Source organism: Soehngenia longivitae (genome assembly GCF_004684055.1).
GTDB lineage: Bacteria > Bacillota > Clostridia > Tissierellales > Tissierellaceae > Soehngenia > Soehngenia longivitae.
In genome coordinates, this window is record NZ_SRIB01000004.1 from 1 (window position 1) to 19,476 (window position 19,476).

A 19,476-nucleotide genomic window follows, 5' to 3' on the forward strand; every position below is an offset into this window, starting at 1 on the left:
TCCTAAGTTTTATCAGTCACAACTAAAAAAATCAAAATCTCATGCCAAGTTCTTTGCTAGTACCAATCCTAATTCAGGTTTTGATGTTGAGAAATATGCTCAGAGTCAAATGCCTAAGTTTGCTTCTTCCAATCCCGATGCTAAGCTTACTTATCTTAATGGGCATTTTGGTTACTTTTTAAAATGTAGTATCTCTACTAATGCCCTTGGTCTTGTTAGAAATATTAACTTCTATGATTCTGATAACAATCTTTATGAAGATTTAAGGCCTCAGGATGTGAAGAATTCTTTTGATGCAAAGTCATTGATTCCGTCTTTAGAAACCTTTTTTCAGTTACATCCAAATTTTACTTATAATTATTTTTTAGGTGATTCCGGTTTTGATGCTGATGATAATTATGCTTACCTTTACAAGAAAAATATCATGCCTATTATTAACCTCAATCCTCGTAATTCTCAAGGTTTACCTGAACCTGGATTTAATGAATTTGGTGTTCCTCTTTGCCCTAATGACCCTTCTTTACCAATGACTTATGATGGTATTTGTAGAGAAAAGGGTCGTGCTGATAGAATTAAATATTTATGCCCTAAGTCAAAAAAGATTAATAGTAATGGCAAACTTGAATATGAACTTAGTTGCAAAGATCCTTGCACCACTTCAAAATGTGGAAGGATTAAGAACATTACCGTTCATCATAATTACAGATTTAATACTTCAATGCCTCGTGATAGTGTCAAATGGCAAAAATTATATAGGCTTAGAACTATTTGTGAAAGATCAATTGCTCAGATTAAAAATTTTATTCAAATTAACACTTCTAAAGTTAGAAATACTGTCTCTTTAAAATCAGATATATTGCTTGCATGTATTTCTCAATTAATATCATTTATTCTAATATATAAAAGTGGTAATTCAGATAAGCCACTTGCTATTAAAACTTTGATTTCTTAATTTAAAATTAAAAATTGAATTTTTAAAAGGGTTAAATTTAACCTTTAGTTTTCTATGCCTTTTTTTCTGTGCTTAAGTATAATGTTTATAATTAACTAATTGTTTAATTGCAAAATCTATTGAATTTTTAATTTTAGCTGTGGATAACTCTATATATTTTTAATTTTGTATTCTGCAACTATCTAAGTAAATAATCTATATAAATAACGAAAAATAGAATGAAATGATTATGTCAGAGAAAAAATATGATAAATAAAAAGCTACTATAATAAAAGGTCCAAAAGGAATAGGATCTTTCATCGACTTAATTTTAAAAACAAGTAATATTATAGAAATGACCGCTCCTATTATAAAAGATAAAAGTATCATAAGTATGGTGTTTTTCAACCCAAGCGAAAAACCTAAAGCTCCAACTAAAGTAACGTCTCCTCCTCCCATGCCACCTCGTGATATAAGTAAAATGAGTAAGAAAATACCAGCCCCTGCGAGTAGTCCAAATAAGCTATCTAAAAATTCAAATGAAATCCCGTACATAAAGTAATTACCGATTTTATACAATATATTTAATCCCAGTACACTAACAACTAAACCATCGGGTATTATTTGGTGTTTGAGATCTATTATAGTAATACTAATTAAAAAAGATGTAAGCAAAGATAAATAAATAAACTCAAGAGTAAATCCATATGTTATAAAAAAAGATAAATAAATAATTCCGTTAAAAAATTCCAATAATGGATATCTAATGCTTATTTTTTCTTTACAGTATCTGCATTTTCCTTTTAAAAAAAAGTATGAAATAAGAGGTATATTATCATACCACATTAACTCGTGATTACAATTCGGGCAATGAGACCCAGGAAAGACTATGCTTTCTTCCCTGGGCAATCTATATATCAAAACATTTGTAAATGAACCAATAGCTAATCCAAATAGAAAAATTACAATACTCATTTATTGCTCCTTGTCATTTAAAAGCCTCAATATTTATATAGTCTTTTAAGTATTCATATTCATTGTAATAATCAATAATTATCTCAGCTTCTTTTTTAGCTAGATCTTCTTTTCCAAACTTTATATAAGTGTCATAAAGAAGTATATGCGTGTTCACTGCATCTCTTACTCCAATGTGCTTATCAGGCTCTGGCAGAGCCATTATTTGATATTTTTCAAGTTTAGTAGCTTCTATCAAAGTATTTATTGCATTATCGGTTTCTCCTTGTGCTATATAAAACCTAGCTAATTCAATGTGTCTAGAGATGACATATGCAGCATACTCTTTCCCCAATTCATATTCTCTTCTTGCATTATCATAATCGCCTTTTGAATAATATAGCTGAGCTAAATGTGTGTGAAGTTTCCCATCAAATGGGGCAAGATCAGTTGCTTTCTTTGCTAATTCTATCCCTTTATCTAGTTTAGCTAAATCTAATGATTCGTTATAGTCTTTCACATAGATATTGCTTTCAAAAAGCATTCCATTGGGGTTCACAGGATATATTGTATTAATGGCGTGATAAACTTTTAAAGCTTTTAAATCATCGCCTCTATCTTCGAATTTAAACCCAATATTATAAGCATTTGTACAAACTGTATGCACTAAAACTAGTATCAAAAGGATTGATGAAATTATTTTTGAAACCGTTGGTTTTATAGTAATATTTGCTTTTGATTTATCACTTGATAAATTTAGACCAATTAGCCAAAATAATGTCATAGTAACAGCTGGAAAATTCCAGCTAAATTCTATAAAAATGTGAGAAAAAAATGCTATAATAGCTGCAGCAGAACCAATAAAGAATGATTCATGCTCTTTCTTATAATTTACATATAATGAATAAAATACAGATATTATAAATAATAAAAATAAAATTAGACCAATGATTCCTAATTCTGTTAAAGTTTGTATGTAGTGATTGTGAGCAAATCTTGAATACCACTGATTGTTCCCGTACCCCACATAATACGCAGAGAAAAATGTGCCCAATCCGAAACCTAAAATCGGCCTTTCAGTAAATGCCCTTAAACCAGACTTCCAAAATTCAATCCTCCCAATAAAAGATGTGCCGATAAGTGAATCTTTTCTTATTAGATTATCCAAAAAATCAATGTTTATATTTAAATTATCTTGAACTATAGGAGTGATATATACTAATCCCCTTGTAATGATAAAACTAGTTATCAGAATAAAAAGTGTCCTACTAATATCTTCTTTAATACTTTTTTTGCTGTCTAAAAAAATAAAAGGCAATGCTACAAATAATGCAATTAATGCCCCTCTTGAACCACTCAATAACGATGCTATCAAAAAAACAACTGAAGAAAAGGCAAACCTTTTATCTGTGTTCTTTAAGAAGTAACCTAGTGTGAATAAAAACAGCATCACTAAATATGTTCCAAAAGGATTTGGGTTGAAAAAAGTAGAAACTATACGTTGTGGTTTCACAAACACATACTCTAATATGCCTAATAATGCAATTAAAGTCCCAAACAATGTGGCTATTTTTATAGTCTTTATCTTCTCTTCTTTTGATAGATTTATAGTCAAATATAAAACTAAACCATAAAACACTAACTGAAATAATTCAATGATGGTTCTAAGTTTATATACGCTCCAAAAAAAACTTAACGCTGCAAAAGCAATAAAGAAAAGATAAAAATAAAGCGGAGATTTTTTTTCTATGTATATCTTTTCTTTATATCTGAAAATATAATAAACCATACCTCCTAATCCTAAGATTAGGAGGATGTTTACTATTTGATTATCCATCCCAGCATTGAATATTGGGACTAAAGTTAATGATAGGTAGAGATATAGTAGTTTTATCATAATAATATGAAAATTAGTTTATTTTATCATTTCAGGAACTACATAGTAATTTTTCGTTGCAGCATTATATTCAATATCATAGTTACCTGTACCTAATGGATATACAGGTGGTTCTTTTAAATAACCTGCTCTTACTAAATCATCTACACTTTGTGTATAATGCCCTTTTTCTGCAGCATATAAACCAAGTGCGCTTTCTATAGTTCTTACATTAGCATTGTGTGTTTGTTCCTTAGCATTATTTTGCGTCCCTGTAAATCTTGGTATAGCTAGTGCTGCTAAAATTCCTAGTATTGCAATAACAACAACTAACTCAATAAGGGTAAAACCTTTTTTGTTTCTCTTTCTTTGAATGTAATTAATCATTTTTCTTCCTCCTTTGTAATTTTTATAATTTTAAATAGTATTGCCTAAATAGTGTTTATTACTTCAAACATTGGTAAATACATTGCGATGACAATAAATCCTATTATAAGTGCCATAAATACAATCATTAGAGGTTCTAACATGCTTGTAAGTCTTGTCAATGCAACATCTACCTCTTCATCGTAAAAATCAGCTGTTTTTAATAATATGTCGTCAAGTGCTCCTGATTCTTCCCCAATTTTAACCATAGAGTCTACCATTGGTGGGAAAATTTCAATATCTTTTATCATGCGGGATAATGGAACCCCTCGTCTTATGTCTTCTATCCCAGATATGAGCTTATCTTCTACGACTTTGTTATTTACAACCCTTGATACCACCTCCATACTTCTTAATAGTGGAATTCCTGATGACATAAGTGTTGACAATGTTCTTGTGAATCGAGATGTCACAATCTTTGCTGTAGTACCTTTGATGATTGGTAGCTTTAGTTTAATTCCATCATATAGTCTCCTGCCATTTTCTGAATTTATGTAACTAGTTATGCCGAAGACTAATAAAGCTACTATACCTATAAATATATACCAATAGGATTGGAGAAAGTCTGACAAACCTATGAGTATTTGTGTTGGTAAAGGCAATGGCGTATCACTACCTTCAAACATACCTACAAAAGTTGGTAATATAAATATCAACATAAATATAACTACCACTACTGAAACTATCATAAGGACTATTGGGTAAACCATTGAACTTCGAACTTTGTTTTCTGTCTTATTTTCTTTTTCAAAGTGAACAGCCATTCTTTCAAGTATCGTGTCTAAGTTCCCACTAACTTCTCCAGCTTCTACCATGTTAATTAGTATTGTCGGAAAAACTTTTGGATGCATTTTCATGGCCTCTGATAGAGTAACTCCTTTTTGTACATTTTCAGCTACATCGCTTATAGCTTTTTTTAATGTTTTATTTTCTGTTTGAGCAGACAATATATCTAATGAGTTTACAATATTAATCCCAGCATCTAACATCGTATAAAATTGTCTACAAAAAACTGCAAGATCCTTCTTCTTAACTTTTTTTGATAATATCTCAAATTTTGCTTCAGATTCAATATCTCTTTCTATTGAAACAGGTAAATACCCATTGCTTTTTATCATTCTCAATACTTCATTTTCACTAGTTGACTCAACAGAACCATTTACCCTAAATCCACTCTTAGTTACCGCTATATAATTGAATTTCATGGCTAATCACCTTTACAAATATTTTTTAATCTCTTCTTGAGAAATTGCTCTTGATATGGCCATATCCTTTGTAATCTTTCCAGTTTTGTATAATTGCAACAGCGAATTATCCATCGTTTGCATTTTGTTTTTTGTTCCTGTCAACATAGCTGTTTCTATTTGATGAACTTTGGATTCACGAATTAAATTTCTAATAGCTGGTGTTGCGATCATCACTTCGAAAGCTGCTATTCTACCATTTCCATCAGCTTTAGGCAACAATTGTTGAGTAATAATAGCTTGGATTACTGAAGATAGCTGTATTCTTACCTGTTGTTGCTGATAAGGGGGAAAGACATCGATAATCCTATCAATGGTCTGTGGTGCACCTATTGTATGCAAAGTAGATAATACTAAATGTCCTGTTTCTGCAGCTGTAATAGCTATAGAAATAGTATCTAAATCTCTCATTTCTCCGACTAGTATTACATCAGGATCTTCTCTCAATGCTCCCCTAAGTGCGTTAGCAAAGCTCTTTGTGTCTGTCCCAATCTCTCTTTGATTGATAATTGATTTATCGTGTTTATGTAAATATTCAATAGGATCTTCTAAAGTAATTATATGGCATCTTCTATTACTATTAATCTTATCTATCATGGTTGCTAGAGTGGTTGATTTCCCACTGCCTGTTGGTCCTGTTACTAGTATAAGTCCTCTGTTTAATTCTGTCAATTCCTCTATTACACTTGGTAATCCAAGAAATTGCATTGTTGGGATATCGTATGGGATTATTCTTAACGCCATTCCAAAGCTCCCTCTTTGTTTATATGCATTAACTCTAAATCTACTCATGCCTTGGATCGAATAAGAAAAATCATATTCCCCTGTCTCAATAAACTTCTCAAACTGTAATTCATTCATTGTCTGCTTAACTAGATATTCAGTATCTTCCGGATACAATTTTTTATTCCCAAAACTAACTAGTTCTCCATCAATTCTAAAAGTAGGAGGTATCCCTACTGTTATATGAATATCTGATGCTTTCCTTTGTATCCCTTCTAACACAATTTCTTCTATTTCCACTATATCACCTCTAACCTAAAGTAAACCCTACTTTCATTACTTCCTCATAACTAGTCAATCCTTTTATAGCAATATCTGTTGCTGATTCTAATAAAGTGGTCATACCGTTAGCTACTGCTTTTTCTCTTATTTCATCAGTTGTAACGTTAGAGTCTATAAGTCTTCTTATCTCTTCATTAATCGGCATAATTTCGTGAACTGCGGCTCTCCCTTTATATCCTTTATTGCAGGAATTGCAACCTACTGCTTTGTGTAAAATAACTTCTTTATTTAAATCTAAATTTAGCATTTTTTTCTGAGTTTCGCTAGCTATATAACTTTCTTTACATATTGGACACAATAATTTTACTAACCTTTGAGAAACAACACCTATAACAGCAGAAGAAACAATATATGGTTCTATACCCATATCTATTAGCCTAGCTATGGTAGAAGGGCTATCATTTGTGTGTAATGTCGAAAGTACTAGATGCCCTGTTATGGCAGCTCTTACCGCAATTTCAGCCGTTTCGTTGTCACGTATTTCTCCAACCATTATGATGTCTGGATCCTGTCTTAATATTGATCTTAACCCTGATGCGAACGTGAGTCCAGATTTAACATTTACTTGAACTTGATTTATCCCACTTAGTTTATATTCAACTGGATCTTCTACAGTTATTATATTTTTTTCAATTTGATTCAATTCTCTTAATACTGTATATAAAGTAGTTGTTTTTCCACTGCCTGTTGGCCCAGTAACAAGTAACATACCATATGGCTGTCTTAGAATATCATCAAACATCTTAAGATTATGCTCACTTAAACCTAATCCCTCTTTGGAAAAATTAAAACTTGATTTATCTAAAATTCGTATTACTATTTTTTCGCCATATATTGTTGGCAAAGTTGATATTCTCATATCGATTTCTTTATTATTTATTTTGGTTTCAACTCTTCCATCTTGCGGAATTCGTCTTTCGGCTATGTTCATTCTTCCGATTATTTTTACCCTAGTTATTAAAGCTGAGAAGCTTGTTTTAGGTAATTTCATAATTTCATGCAAATCACCGTCAACCCTTAATCTTACTCTTATGTCATCAGAGCTTGGTTCAATATGAATATCTGAAGCGTTTTGTCTTATGGCTTGTTCTATTATTGTGTTAATTAGTCTAACAATTGGAGCAGAAGCTACTTCTGCTTGTTCTTCATCTAAACTCTCTTCTTCTTTAAATTCTAAATTATTATCTTCATTAAAGCCATCGATTATATTCTGAGAAACAACTCTAGAATATAGTTTATTGATTAATTCTTCAATTTCATTACCAGTGGCCAATACTGGTTCTATTTCCTTCTTGGTATATAATCGTACATCATCAATTGCGTAAAAATTAAGCGGATCTTCCATAGCTAATACAATTTTGTTATCTCTAATGTCTATAGGCAGAACCTTATGTTTTCTCATTACCGATTCAGGTAAAAGTTTACTGATATCACTGTTTATTGGATATTTTGCTAAATCTATTTTGGGAAATCCTAGCTGCATCTCTAAAACTTGTAATATATCATCAGCATCTACCCATCCTTTATCTAATAAAATCTCACCAAGTTTTTTATTAGTACTTTTTTGCTCTTCTAGAGCTTCCATTAATTGTGATTTACTTATTTTACCAGAGTAAAGTAATATTTCACCTATTTTTAAAGTATTTTTTTGCATTTTTGTCCTCTTTCTATTTATTAGTTATTTCAAACGTACCATCTTCACCATTATATATTGAAATCTCACCAAATGATATTGATTGTACAGCACCCTTCTGTAAAGAATTACCACCAATAGGTAATGTTATGTTATTACGTTTGTTATTTAAAGTGATAATTAATTTCTTTTTATCTGCATCATCAATTTTTACCTTTTTAATATTATTATCATAATACCTATTATTATACCAATTAGCGAAAACTCCGTTTAACTTAATTTCAGATATATCTGGAGACCTTACTTCTTGGTTAAATGTAATCTCTATTGTTTTATCCATATCAAATGTTGCAGATTCAACAATTATTGGTTTCGTCACATAAACATAATTACTAATTTTCTCTTCTCCAATTCTCCCAGCAATAGAGTATGGAGTAATTCCATATCTGAAATACCTATTACCAAATCTATCTATTAACTCTTTATCACTTAACCCTAAATTAGTTTTTAATTCCCTAGCACTTAATCTGTTGTAATTAGCTTTTATATTTGGTATGAAAGATAAGCCTTCAGATTCAGCATATGGCAGTTGTTTTTTAGCTTCATTCCATTCTTTAATTGCAAAGTATCTTTTCAGGTCGTCCCCAGGATCAATATCAGGACTGTATTGAATTTCATCTGAAATATACCATCTGTACACACTCATCAAATGATCAGGCTTTGTTGAGTCTGTAACTGGAACTTCTGCCACAAACAATTCCCAATTAAAATCTAAAACATCCACAAATAATGGCTGAGGACTATATGGTTTATCAGTATCAATTTCATTAATTTTAATAACAGGATCAGAAGATAATACTGGGATATTGTAATTTATTGTTTCTTTTGGTATATATGCAATAATTTCGTTATTGTTACTTGTAGTCAATTTGATCTCATGTGCTGAAATAGTCTTATCAAATATTTCAAAATTTTTTTGTGGATCTGTAGGTTCTAATTTTTTCTTTTCTTTAATTGTATTCTCCATATTTTGTTGTACAGTATACATGTTTATAGTTCTATCTTCCATGTTTACTATATTTTTATAACCAAAAGAAATTGATGTAATAAAATACGTTGCTATTAAACCCAATAGAGCTATAGATAAAATTAATTCTATTAGCGTATAACCTTTCCCCTTCATAATGGTACCTCCTAATTAGGTCCTCCGATGTGCCAAAGTGAATCAGATATTTGCCTTTTAATAGATGCAAAAATTTCTTCTAATGCATCACTACTGTCAGCTATATAATATGGCTGATTAGGCAGATTACTTTTTGCTCCTGTGGCTATTGCGATATCTTTTAAGCTCCCATAATCTGATCGTACATTAGAAAACCCAATGACAAAAACATTTATAGCTTCATTTGTTCCATATTTATATGATTTTACCAGTTCACCAATCTTTTTAACGTATTCTGTACCATAAGTATCAAGATATGAGCCGTTTCCTATTATAATGCCATTTGGATACGAAATTATATCTATATCTCTATACTCCTTTACATTAGAATTAACATTACCATCCCCAGTAAAATATGATGTGCCAGTTCTATTATAATAATAAAAATATTTACGATCCTGATAATCCCATCCTATATAATCATATATTCTCCCTTCATAAATTGTTGTTTGCCCTTGATAACTATTAAAATAAATAGTATGCCAATAATATTCTGTTGCACTTGCAAATGTTGTGACTCCATCAACCAAAATTATCATAAAATTTTTATTCGTTTTATTTCTGTTTTCTTTTCGTTCATTGAATTCTGTTATTCTGTAATAACCTCTCCTTATCCCATCTCCAGTGTTTGTTCCACCTTCTGCAGTTAGGCCATTAATAGTATCAATAAAATTATATGTTACTTCATCTTTATTTGCATCTAAATTTGCTTTTACATTTAACATTTCTCCTGCCTCATTAGCAGTGGTATTAAAAGGTACTAGACTCAGGTAGATATTAGGATTACTAGAAAACTCATTCACAAGTTCTATGGCCTTAGTTTTCATTATACTTATCCTTTTGCTGTTATAATCATTGGTCCAGCTGCCGCTTAGTGTATACGCCATACTTCCAGAAGTATCTAACACCATACTAACTACTGCCTGTGAATTAGAAACTTCTGTTAGTTTTTTGTCATTCCTGTATGCTAATGTATTAGCAACTTTCCCATAAGCTCTGTCAACAACTTGAAGAGAGTTCATGCTCTCTAATCCAGAATTAATACTTCTATCACCTTTTTCTGGATTTTTTACAGTTAAAGTGAATTCTAATACATTGTCTTCATTAGGTTTGGAATTTTTATTATATACTATATCCAATGTAGAGCCATCGTCAACACTCAATAGTTCTACTTGCTTATGTGTATTAGTTGAACTATCCCATCTCCATTCAACTAACTTATCTTTTGTGTCGTTTAGCATAATATAATTCCATTCTTCGGTAAGTTTATTTGCATTGTCTCTGTGAAGGATAAATACTCCTCCTGCATCTCTAATAGTGTTATTTAAAACCGTTGCTGCAACTCTAATATCAGATTGTATGTCAAATTCTTCTAAAGTCATACTTTCCGCCTTTTGTCCAAGCAAAAGCATACTTGTCGCTGTAGGCACTACGAGACCGATTATAGCTAATACAAGTATCAATTCAATTAATGTGACAGCCTTTCTATTTTTCATTTTATCAGCTCCCATCTAATTAACCCAAACTTGTTCTCCAGGATCTACAGGATTAATGTATAAAATCCTAGTGTATGTAATATCTGTATCATTCAAAGTAGAAGTTGACTTTATTTCTATCCAATCAGGGTAATTTTCATTATTAGATTGCTCTGCTATTATTTCAATTTTTCCATTATCTAATATTAACTCTTCATCATAAAATTCAATTTTGTCAGATCTAATATTATTAAATAACTCATTGTTGTCTTTAAAAAGTGCTTCTTTTGCTAACTCGGCTCCTGAATAAGCTAGATAGTAAGCTTCCATCTTTTGTTCCTGCAATTTAATTTGTTGATTGTTTGTATTCAACAAATGTAAAACCACTGACATGAAAAGTATTAATATAGTAAATATTAATAGAGAGAAAACTAGAAAACTTCCTTTTCTTTTTCTCATAAAAATGCTCCTTTAAATAACTTAATATAATATTAATTATTATAATACTCTGTATTGAAAAAATATTCAATAAATTTTTACTATAACAATAAATATAAGTAGTCTATCCTATTTTTATTTTACCACTTTAAAGCATTATTTGCAACAAAAAAAGCAGGTTGCCCTGCTAAAATTTTTGCCTGATTATGTCATTAACTTTTGTCACGATTATATCTATAGCTACTCTATTGTACCCGCCCTCAGGAATAATAATGTCAGCATATCTCTTTGTGGGTTCTACAAACTGCAAATGAGCTGGTCTTACAGTATTCATATATTGATTTATTACCGATTCAAGTGTCCTTCCTCTATAATTGATATCTCGATTAATCCTTCTTATCACACGCACATCAGCATCTGTATCAACGAAAATTTTTATATCCATCATATTTCTTAATTCTTCATCGTATAATATCAATATACCTTCTAATATGATTATATCTTTTGGTTCTACCAATATCGTTTCTTTTTTGCGGTTGTGATTTTCAAAGTCATAAATTGGTTTTTCAATCGGCTCCCAATTCATTAATTTTCTTAAGTGATTTATTAAAAGCTGATTGTCAAATGCAAACGGATGATCATAATTGGTCTTTACTCTCTCTTCAAAACTTAAATCACTTTGATCTTTGTAATACGAATCTTGTTCAATTACTGCGACATTTTTATCGGTGATAGATTTGTAAATTTCATTTGTTACTGTAGATTTACCAGAGCCTGTACCTCCAGCTATTCCAATGATTATAGGGTTTTTCATTTATCATCATCTCTTTTCTTTCGAATCAAATAAAAAGGTTTAACTTGATTATAAATCTTCATTTTAATTAGTTGTTGAGCATGAGGTGCAGATTCTATAGGCTCATCTTCTTCATTCCACATGTTTTCTATCTTAAATTCAAAATAATTCATATCTGGTCCGAATATTTCTAAGACATCTCCTACTTTAATTCTGTTTCTTTGTTCTATTGTTGCAATTTGCGTACTTTCATCATAATCTAAAATCATCCCTACAAAATCATATTTTCGAATATATGAATTTGTCGTAAATACTTGTGCATTAGTTTTTGCTTCATTATAGAAAAATCCAGTTGTAAAATCTCTGTGGCTTACTTTTCTCAATTCTTCAAGTAGTTTTATGTCGAATTTATAATTAAGCGGGTCTTTATAATAGTCATCTATAGCCTTGCGGTATGCTCCTACTACGGTTGCTACGTAATATGGACTTTTTACTCGTCCTTCGATTTTAAAACTCTTTATACCAGCTTCTATCAATTCATCAATATGATCAATCATACATAAATCTTTTGAATTAAATATAAAGGTGCCTTCTTCATGTTCTTCTATCGGGAAATATTCTCCAGGTCTTTTCTCTTCTACAACATTGTATTTATATCTACATGGTTGAGCACAATCTCCCCTGTTTGCATCTCTACCTGTCATGTAACTGCTCAATAAACATCTTCCAGAATAGCTCATGCACATTGCTCCATGAACAAATGTTTCCAATTCTAAATCATTAGGAGCTTTTTTTGATATAGCTCTTATTTCATCTAGCGTCAATTCTCTTGCTAGTACAATTCTTTTGATTCCGAGATTATACCAAAACATAATAGTTTCAAAATTTGTAACACTCGCTTGAGTGCTTAAATGTATTGGTAAATCTTTAGCCACACTTCTGACGATATTAAAAATGCCAGGGTCTGAAACAATAACAGCATCTATGCCAATATCATTAATACTCTTTACATATTCGTCTAATCCTTTTAAATCTTCATCGTGTGGTACTATATTTAATGTCACATAGACTTTTTTATCTAGTTCATGTGCAAATTCAACAGCTTTTTTTATATCTTCTAATGTGAAATTTTTAGAAGCTTTTCTCAGTCCAAATGCCTCCCCACCTAAATAAACAGCATCTGCACCATATATGATAGCCATCTTTAATTTCTCTAGGTCACCTGCTGGAGCCAACAATTCAACTCTATCCAAACTCAATCCCCCTTATATGTTAATGCTACCCCATCTCCTATAGGTATTATAGAAGTTATGTAGCCATCTATCGTAGTTATATATTCTAAATAATTTCTCATATTTTTCACGATTGTTCTCTTTCTTCTGTGAATAGAATCATCAACAGCCGTCATACCCTTGTACAGTACATTATCTGATATGATCACACCACCATTATTTAGCATGTCTTTTCCCATATCAAAATACTCTTTATATCTAGATTTATTTGCATCTATGAAAATTAAATCATATTTTTTAGTCAATAGTGGCAATACTGAAATCGCATCCCCTTCTATCACTTGAATATTATTTGATAAATTAGCATTATTGATGTTATTTATTGCAATATCAACTAGCAGTGGATCTAACTCAATGGTTGTTATCTTACATTGTAAATTTAAACTATGAGCCATCAAAATAGATGAATAACCAATAGCAGTACCAATTTCAAGTATTTCTTTAGGTTTAATCATCTTTAATAATACTTTTAATAATTGAGCAGTCTCTTTTTGTAGAATGGGAATTTTGTTGATATTAGCATATGTTCTCAATTCATTTAAGAATTTTGATTCTTCAGAGTATAAACTTTGAATATAATTAATAACTTTATCATTTATTATATAAGACATCGCTTTACCATTCCTTATATATTGAAGCTTTTTCGTAAACATAAAGTATGATATTTCCAAATATTAAAAGAGAGGCTAATTCCCCTAAACTTATTCCTAAAACAGTATATAAATATGGTATCTTAGTAAAAAATGAAACCCAAATTGATACTATTAATCCGTTTAAAATTACAGGATATGAAATTGCCAATACTTTATTTTTTGCTTTTGATGTGAGATAAGCAGATATTAACGTTACTAAAGACCCTCCTATAATATCAACTAATCCGAAACCTGAATAAGGAGCAAGAATAACATTCGAAAGTAGTACTCCTACGAATAGCCCAGGCACTGCAGCAGATTCAACAAAAGGTAATAGTGCAAGCCCTTCAGCAATGCGAAGTTGTACTGGCCCATAAGTTAAATTTAAAATTGGGAAAGGCAATGCTTGAATAATTATGAGAACAATGTATATAGCTGCTATTAAACTGGCTTTTGTCAAATATTTTATATCCATCTTCATATTGTTTGCTCCTTATAAATTAAGTATAAATGGTACTAAGATAGGTACTGCAAATGTGCAAACCGCACCAGTGATAAAAGCTATCAACGCAACTTCAGAATCAGTTGATTTAGAAATAATCGGCAAGCTAGTATCCATAGCTGTCGCGCCAGCAGGTGCTATTGCCTCTATAAATCCTATTTTCTTTGCTACTAAAGGTATAGTAGTAATCGCAATTAACTCTCTAATAACATTTGATATAAAAGCTAATGCAGAAAGTTCATTAGAATAACTAGCTATAAGTATTGAGGATAATGAGTACCAACCAAGCCCTGCCCCAATTGCTCCAGCTTCATTAAATGGTAATTTAAGTATTATTCCTGCTATGGCAGAACCTAATATACTTCCTGATATTATCGCAAATGGTACTAATAGTATTCGAATACCTTTTGCTTTAATTCTGCTAAATACAGACTTGTTTAATCCAATATCTATTCCAACAAAAAACAAGAGTAGCATTAATCCAAAATCTATTATGTAGTCTGCATAATTTAAAATATTTTGAGGCAATAAAAAGTACCCTGAGATAATTCCAATTATAACAGTTATTACAATTTTAAGAGTCATTCCTTACCTCCTAAAAATAATTTGTTTATAATGTATACGAAAATGACACTGAATCCAACTGTAAATATGCTCATGATAAGAGCATTTAAGCCTATTGATAAGAATGAATTGATTACTTTATCATCCAATCCTATTTTTACACCCATGATGAAAAGTAAAAAAAGTAGACAGGCAGTTTGTAGACTGCCTAATCTCTTTATAAATTTTTCTTTTAATTTTACTTTTGCACCTATTAAGCCACCTAATACAATTATCCCCAGATACATAAGAAGCCTAGTAGTCATATTGCTTTAAACCTCCATAATTATTGGCAATATCATCGGATTTCTCTTGAGTGTTGTATACAAATATGTCCTTAAATCATCTCTAATATTAGATTTTATTGTTGACCAATCAGAAATTTTCTTTGCTTCACAAGTATCCAATGTCTGCTTTACAATTTTTCTAACTTCTTCCATTAATTCCTCAGATTCTCTTACATATACAAACCCTCTAGAGACTATATCCGGTCCTGATTCAACTGCACCTGTTTGTTTGTTAATAGTTACTACTACAACAATCAAGCCATCTTCAGATAAGTGTTTCCTATCTCTCAATACAATATTACCGACATCTCCAACGCCTAAACCATCTACTAAGATATTACCAGCTTGTACCATTTGCCCGAGATTAGCACTATCTCTTGTAAATTCAAGGCTTTGCCCATTTTCTAATATGAATATATTTTCTCTAGGTGTACCTAACTGATAGCTAATATCCGCATGATGTCTTAGATGTCTTGTTTCCCCATGAACTGGTATAAAATACTTTGGTTTTACTAAGGTATGAATTAACTTTAATTCTTCTTGACAAGCATGACCAGATACATGTATATCAGCTAATGCTTCATAGATAACATTTGTACCTTTTTCCAACAATTTGTTTATTACCTTAGAAACAGTAATTTCATTTCCTGGAATTGGTGTAGCTGATATGATGACCATATCATCTGACATAAGCTCAATTTTCCTATGCTCATTGTTTGCTATTCTAGTTAAAGCGCTCATTGGTTCGCCTTGGCTCCCAGTTGTTATAATTACTATTTCTTTCTTATTATACTTATTCATATCATTTATTTCTATCAACGTCTCAGGGTTAACTCTTAAATATCCAAGCTCATTTGCAACATTTATGTTATTTACCATAGACCTTCCAGAAATAACAACTTTACGATCATTTAATTCAGCTGCATCAATTATCTGCTGTATTCTGTAAATGTTTGACGCAAAAGTTGCAACAATTATCCTACCTTCAGCTTTATAAAATAGATCTCTAAATGTCTCCCCTACAGTTCTCTCGCTTAAAGTATAACCTGGTCTAATTACATTTGTTGAATCGGACAACAATGCTAATACTCCTTTATTTCCTAATTCAGCAAATCTATTTAAATCCATTACATCCCCTGAAATAGGAGTAAAATCAACCTTAAAGTCTCCAGTTTGAATTACAGTTCCTATTGGCGAAGTTAATGCTATTGCAGCAGAATCAGGTATGCTGTGTGTTGTCCTGATAAATTCAACTTCAAAATGTCCTAATTTAAATTTATCTCCATGTTTTACGACATTTAGATTAGCATTCTCTAAATTATGCTCTTTAAGTTTGTTTTGCAATAGTCCTATAGTCAATTTTGTTCCATAAATAGGCATATCAATCTTCTTTAAGACATATGGAATTGCTCCTATATGATCTTCGTGCCCATGTGTTAGAAGTAACCCTTTGATTTTGTCTTTATTTTTCATCAAATAAGTTACATCTGGTATAACGACATCAACTCCAAGCATTTCGTCTCCTGGAAATGTCATTCCGCAGTCAACTATGACTATACTATCCTTATATTCGTGTACAGTCATGTTCTTGCCTATTTCCCCTAGTCCTCCTAAGGGAATGATTTTTAATTTGTTTTCTTTTGCCACTATATCACTCCCAATTTTTATTTTTCTTTATTTTTACATTCTTTACAAATTCCGTAAAATTTAGCATCGTGATCACTTACTACAAAACCTTCTTCAATCTCAATTTCGTGTTCAAGCGATTCCAATAAATCTAATTTTACTTCTGTTACTTTCCCGCATTGCGTACATATCAAATGATGGTGGTGATGATTTTCGGCCTCGGTATTTAATTCATATCTTGTTACCCCATCATCAAAATTGATCTTATATACTATGCCTAATTTTTCAAACAACTGCAATGTTCTATATACTGTTGCAATCCCAATGTCTTTTTTCTCTTTGGATATTATTTTATGCACATCTTCGCAACTTAAATGTTCATTTTTATTTTCAAATAAAATATTCAATATTTCTTCCCTTTGGTTAGTAGACTTGTACCCTTTCTGCTGCAACATATAAAGATACTTTTCAATTTTACTTTCCACTTTAACCACACCACCTATTGCAGTTGTTCTTTCATCAACTCTTCATACACTTCTTTTGCTTCTTCTAGTTCTTCATCATCAATACCCACGAGTATTTCATCCCCATTTTCATCTATGTCTATCTTTAATATATATGTTGGTGATTCAATATCTTCGCTTGGTAACAATACTAGATAATCTGTATCATCTATACTGAATTTTGCTTTTATTAAAAACTCCATTTCATTTCCTAATTCATCGTAAAATACAGCTTTTTGTTGCATGTTTTCCTCCTTATTTTCTATCTAAATAGCTTTGTAGTATATACGATGCAGCAACCTTATCTACTACATGTTTTCTATTTCCTCTTCTAACATTAGCTTCCAGTAAGACTCTTGTAGCTGAAACTGTTGATAGTCTTTCATCAACATATATAATCTCGACATTAAATTTGTTTTTAACTTTTTCAGCAAATTTTTTAACTTTTTCACAAGATTCACCCATACTACCGTCCATATTAAGAGGCAATCCAACTACCACTTTTTTAATATTGTATTCTTCTATTATTTTCCCTATTTCATCAAAGTCTTTCTTTTTGCCTACTCGATCAATAGTTATTAACCCTTGTGCTGTTAGTCCCAAAAGATCGCTTAAAGCAACTCCAATTCTTTTTTCGCCAACATCTAATCCAATAATTCTCTCCATTTAATCACCTAAATCACTTTTATACAAAATTCTGGACATACGGTAGCACAATAACCACATAATATACAGTTGCTATTTGGTGTGGCTTTGCCGTCAATTATCTCTATTCCATTTTGCTTACATCTTTCCACACATCTTCCACATGCTATACAATAATCAGCTACAATCAATCTTCTATTCTTTTTTCTTATGTTGTTTTCTATGTTTATATCAATTTCATTATTATCAATTAACTGAATATTTGCATCTATTTCGTCACAAGATTGCATGCCAATTGCAATAGAATGAATGAAGGGTATGTTTTTTACAAAATTGATAGCTTCTCTGGATCTATTAATCAAGTGCCCTCCACCCAGTGCTTTCATACTATATATACCTTTACCCATGTTATATAATTGCTCTAATACATTTAACATATCAAAAACAGTGCCATCGTGAATTCCTATGCCTGCCATATTTACCAATGGATGAATAATATCAAGTTCTTTGTATTTTAATAGCGCCTTAGCGCCAGCAACTCTATGAGTAGAAATACCAATCGCTCTTATTTTACCTTGATCTTTAGCTTTTAAAAAATATTCTATAGCTTCATAATGACCTTTAACTGTATATTCACTTTCTTGTTCATGCAATAAAAAAATATCAATATAATCAGTTCCAATTTCTCTTAACGCTTTTTCTAAACTTTTTTGTGCTAGTTCTTTCGTATAAGCATAAGATTTTGTTGATAAAACATATTTTTCTCTGCTAATGCCATTTATTCCTTCTCTTATATAACTATAATTATCATAAATTTCTGCAGTATCTAAGAAATTTATACCCTTCTCATAAGCATATTTTATCAGATAAGCACCTTTTTCAACAGATAAATTTGCCTGAAAGGGTGTCATAGTTAAAGAACCAAAGCATATTTTAGAAACAGTTATCCCTGTATTTCCTAATTGAATTTTGTCCAATTTAGTCCCCTCACTATTTACATAAATAGATGGATAGCTTAAGCCATCCATCTATACTCAAAACTAGTCTCTATTAGTTTCCAAATATGCTCTTAGAATCTCTTCTAAAAGCTCATCTCTTTCTATCTTTCTAATTAGATTTCTCGCATTATTGTGACTTGTAATATAGGTAGGATCTCCGGATAGGATATATCCTATAATTTGATTGATAGGATTGTACCCTTTTTCTTCTAGTGATTTGAAGACTGACAAAAGAATTTCTCTTGGTTCTACAGGATTATCTTTTGTAGCTTCAAATTTAACAGTTTCATTAAGTTTACTATCTTTTTCCCTATCCACGTTACCACCCCTT

At 31.0% G+C, this 19,476-nt stretch carries 22 protein-coding genes; 1 reads left to right on the forward strand and 21 read right to left on the reverse strand.

Annotated features, from left to right (window positions below; all coding sequences use genetic code 11):
- Positions 1-952, forward strand: a 952-nt coding sequence (locus tag E4100_RS03700; protein ID WP_209315256.1) for a transposase, incomplete at its 5' end; no start/stop codon positions are given.
- A gap of 195 nt (positions 953-1,147) precedes the next feature.
- Here the strand turns inward: E4100_RS03700 and E4100_RS03705 are convergent.
- From E4100_RS03705 to E4100_RS03805, 21 genes are all read right to left on the reverse strand, one after another.
- Positions 1,148-1,906, reverse strand: a complete 759-nt coding sequence (locus E4100_RS03705) for a prepilin peptidase (RefSeq protein ID WP_135270701.1) — start codon at positions 1,904-1,906, stop codon at positions 1,148-1,150.
- Positions 1,907-1,919: 13 nt separating this feature from the next.
- A complete protein-coding gene (locus tag E4100_RS03710; protein ID WP_167792066.1) occupies positions 1,920-3,674 on the reverse strand; it encodes an O-antigen ligase family protein in 1,755 nt (584 codons plus the stop codon).
- A gap of 126 nt (positions 3,675-3,800) precedes the next feature.
- Positions 3,801-4,148, reverse strand: a complete 348-nt coding sequence (locus tag E4100_RS09520) for a competence type IV pilus major pilin ComGC (protein ID WP_135270703.1) — start codon at positions 4,146-4,148, stop codon at positions 3,801-3,803.
- A 44-nt stretch (positions 4,149-4,192) separates the two neighbouring features.
- Positions 4,193-5,392, reverse strand: coding sequence for a type II secretion system F family protein (locus E4100_RS03720; protein ID WP_135270704.1), 1,200 nt, complete (start codon positions 5,390-5,392; stop codon positions 4,193-4,195).
- A 12-nt stretch (positions 5,393-5,404) separates the two neighbouring features.
- Positions 5,405-6,454, reverse strand: a complete 1,050-nt coding sequence (locus E4100_RS03725) for a type IV pilus twitching motility protein PilT (protein WP_135270705.1) — start codon at positions 6,452-6,454, stop codon at positions 5,405-5,407.
- 10 nt (positions 6,455-6,464) lie between these two features.
- Complete coding sequence (locus E4100_RS03730; protein ID WP_135270706.1) at positions 6,465-8,150, reverse strand: GspE/PulE family protein; 1,686 nt, start codon at positions 8,148-8,150, stop codon at positions 6,465-6,467.
- Positions 8,151-8,163: 13 nt separating this feature from the next.
- A complete protein-coding gene (locus E4100_RS03735) occupies positions 8,164-9,312 on the reverse strand; it encodes a type II secretion system protein (RefSeq protein WP_135270707.1) in 1,149 nt (382 codons plus the stop codon).
- An 11-nt stretch (positions 9,313-9,323) separates the two neighbouring features.
- Complete coding sequence (locus tag E4100_RS03740; RefSeq protein ID WP_167792067.1) at positions 9,324-10,847, reverse strand: prepilin-type N-terminal cleavage/methylation domain-containing protein; 1,524 nt, start codon at positions 10,845-10,847, stop codon at positions 9,324-9,326.
- 15 nt (positions 10,848-10,862) lie between these two features.
- On the reverse strand, positions 10,863-11,285 hold the full coding sequence (locus tag E4100_RS03745) for a hypothetical protein (RefSeq protein WP_135270709.1): 423 nt from the start codon (positions 11,283-11,285) through the stop codon (positions 10,863-10,865).
- Positions 11,286-11,451: 166 nt separating this feature from the next.
- On the reverse strand, positions 11,452-12,078 hold the full coding sequence (udk, locus tag E4100_RS03750) for a uridine kinase (protein WP_135270710.1): 627 nt from the start codon (positions 12,076-12,078) through the stop codon (positions 11,452-11,454).
- Positions 12,075-13,310, reverse strand: coding sequence for a peptidase U32 family protein (locus tag E4100_RS03755; protein WP_135270711.1), 1,236 nt, complete (start codon positions 13,308-13,310; stop codon positions 12,075-12,077). Before E4100_RS03755 ends, udk begins: the two co-directional genes overlap by 4 nt.
- A 2-nt stretch (positions 13,311-13,312) precedes the next feature.
- Positions 13,313-13,960 (reverse strand): O-methyltransferase, encoded by a 648-nt coding sequence (locus tag E4100_RS03760; protein ID WP_135270712.1) that lies wholly within the window; start codon positions 13,958-13,960, stop codon positions 13,313-13,315.
- Between the two features lie 4 nt (positions 13,961-13,964).
- A complete protein-coding gene (locus E4100_RS03765) occupies positions 13,965-14,462 on the reverse strand; it encodes a QueT transporter family protein (RefSeq protein WP_135270713.1) in 498 nt (165 codons plus the stop codon).
- Between the two features lie 12 nt (positions 14,463-14,474).
- A complete protein-coding gene (locus tag E4100_RS03770; protein ID WP_135270714.1) occupies positions 14,475-15,068 on the reverse strand; it encodes a LysO family transporter in 594 nt (197 codons plus the stop codon).
- Positions 15,065-15,352, reverse strand: coding sequence for a LysO family transporter (locus E4100_RS03775; protein ID WP_135270715.1), 288 nt, complete (start codon positions 15,350-15,352; stop codon positions 15,065-15,067). The genes E4100_RS03770 and E4100_RS03775 overlap by 4 nt, the downstream gene beginning before the upstream one ends.
- 6 nt (positions 15,353-15,358) lie before the next feature.
- Positions 15,359-17,020 carry a ribonuclease J gene (locus E4100_RS03780; protein ID WP_135270716.1) on the reverse strand — a complete coding sequence of 554 codons (1,662 nt, stop codon included), beginning with the start codon at positions 17,018-17,020 and terminating at the stop codon, positions 15,359-15,361.
- A 17-nt stretch (positions 17,021-17,037) separates the two neighbouring features.
- Positions 17,038-17,484: a Fur family transcriptional regulator gene (locus E4100_RS03785; protein ID WP_425596611.1), complete on the reverse strand. Its 447-nt coding sequence runs from the start codon at positions 17,482-17,484 to the stop codon at positions 17,038-17,040.
- Between the two features lie 14 nt (positions 17,485-17,498).
- Positions 17,499-17,747, reverse strand: a complete 249-nt coding sequence (locus E4100_RS03790; RefSeq protein ID WP_135270717.1) for a DUF1292 domain-containing protein — start codon at positions 17,745-17,747, stop codon at positions 17,499-17,501.
- 10 nt (positions 17,748-17,757) lie between these two features.
- Positions 17,758-18,168, reverse strand: coding sequence for a Holliday junction resolvase RuvX (gene ruvX, locus E4100_RS03795; protein ID WP_135270718.1), 411 nt, complete (start codon positions 18,166-18,168; stop codon positions 17,758-17,760).
- A gap of 8 nt (positions 18,169-18,176) precedes the next feature.
- A complete protein-coding gene (locus E4100_RS03800; RefSeq protein WP_135270719.1) occupies positions 18,177-19,124 on the reverse strand; it encodes an aldo/keto reductase in 948 nt (315 codons plus the stop codon).
- A 63-nt stretch (positions 19,125-19,187) separates the two neighbouring features.
- A complete protein-coding gene (locus tag E4100_RS03805) occupies positions 19,188-19,463 on the reverse strand; it encodes an IreB family regulatory phosphoprotein (RefSeq protein ID WP_135270720.1) in 276 nt (91 codons plus the stop codon).
- Positions 19,464-19,476 lie beyond the last annotated feature (13 nt).

Bases quoted from the DNA above. Each gene is read 5' to 3' on its own strand.
- E4100_RS03705 (WP_135270701.1), bottom strand. From the start codon at position 1,906: ATGAGTATTGTAATTTTTCTATTTGGATTAGCTATTGGTTCATTTACA.
- E4100_RS03710 (WP_167792066.1), bottom strand. From the start codon at position 3,674: ATGGTTTATTATATTTTCAGATATAAAGAAAAGATATACATAGAAAAA.
- E4100_RS09520 (WP_135270703.1), bottom strand. From the start codon at position 4,148: ATGATTAATTACATTCAAAGAAAGAGAAACAAAAAAGGTTTTACCCTT.
- E4100_RS03720 (WP_135270704.1), bottom strand. From the start codon at position 5,392: ATGAAATTCAATTATATAGCGGTAACTAAGAGTGGATTTAGGGTAAAT.
- E4100_RS03730 (WP_135270706.1), bottom strand. From the start codon at position 8,150: ATGCAAAAAAATACTTTAAAAATAGGTGAAATATTACTTTACTCTGGT.
- E4100_RS03735 (WP_135270707.1), bottom strand. From the start codon at position 9,312: ATGAAGGGGAAAGGTTATACGCTAATAGAATTAATTTTATCTATAGCT.
- E4100_RS03740 (WP_167792067.1), bottom strand. From the start codon at position 10,847: ATGAAAAATAGAAAGGCTGTCACATTAATTGAATTGATACTTGTATTA.
- E4100_RS03745 (WP_135270709.1), bottom strand. From the start codon at position 11,285: ATGAGAAAAAGAAAAGGAAGTTTTCTAGTTTTCTCTCTATTAATATTT.
- udk (WP_135270710.1), bottom strand. From the start codon at position 12,078: ATGAAAAACCCTATAATCATTGGAATAGCTGGAGGTACAGGCTCTGGT.
- E4100_RS03760 (WP_135270712.1), bottom strand. From the start codon at position 13,960: ATGTCTTATATAATAAATGATAAAGTTATTAATTATATTCAAAGTTTA.
- E4100_RS03765 (WP_135270713.1), bottom strand. From the start codon at position 14,462: ATGAAGATGGATATAAAATATTTGACAAAAGCCAGTTTAATAGCAGCT.
- E4100_RS03770 (WP_135270714.1), bottom strand. From the start codon at position 15,068: ATGACTCTTAAAATTGTAATAACTGTTATAATTGGAATTATCTCAGGG.
- E4100_RS03775 (WP_135270715.1), bottom strand. From the start codon at position 15,352: ATGACTACTAGGCTTCTTATGTATCTGGGGATAATTGTATTAGGTGGC.
- E4100_RS03790 (WP_135270717.1), bottom strand. From the start codon at position 17,747: ATGCAACAAAAAGCTGTATTTTACGATGAATTAGGAAATGAAATGGAG.
- ruvX (WP_135270718.1), bottom strand. From the start codon at position 18,168: ATGGAGAGAATTATTGGATTAGATGTTGGCGAAAAAAGAATTGGAGTT.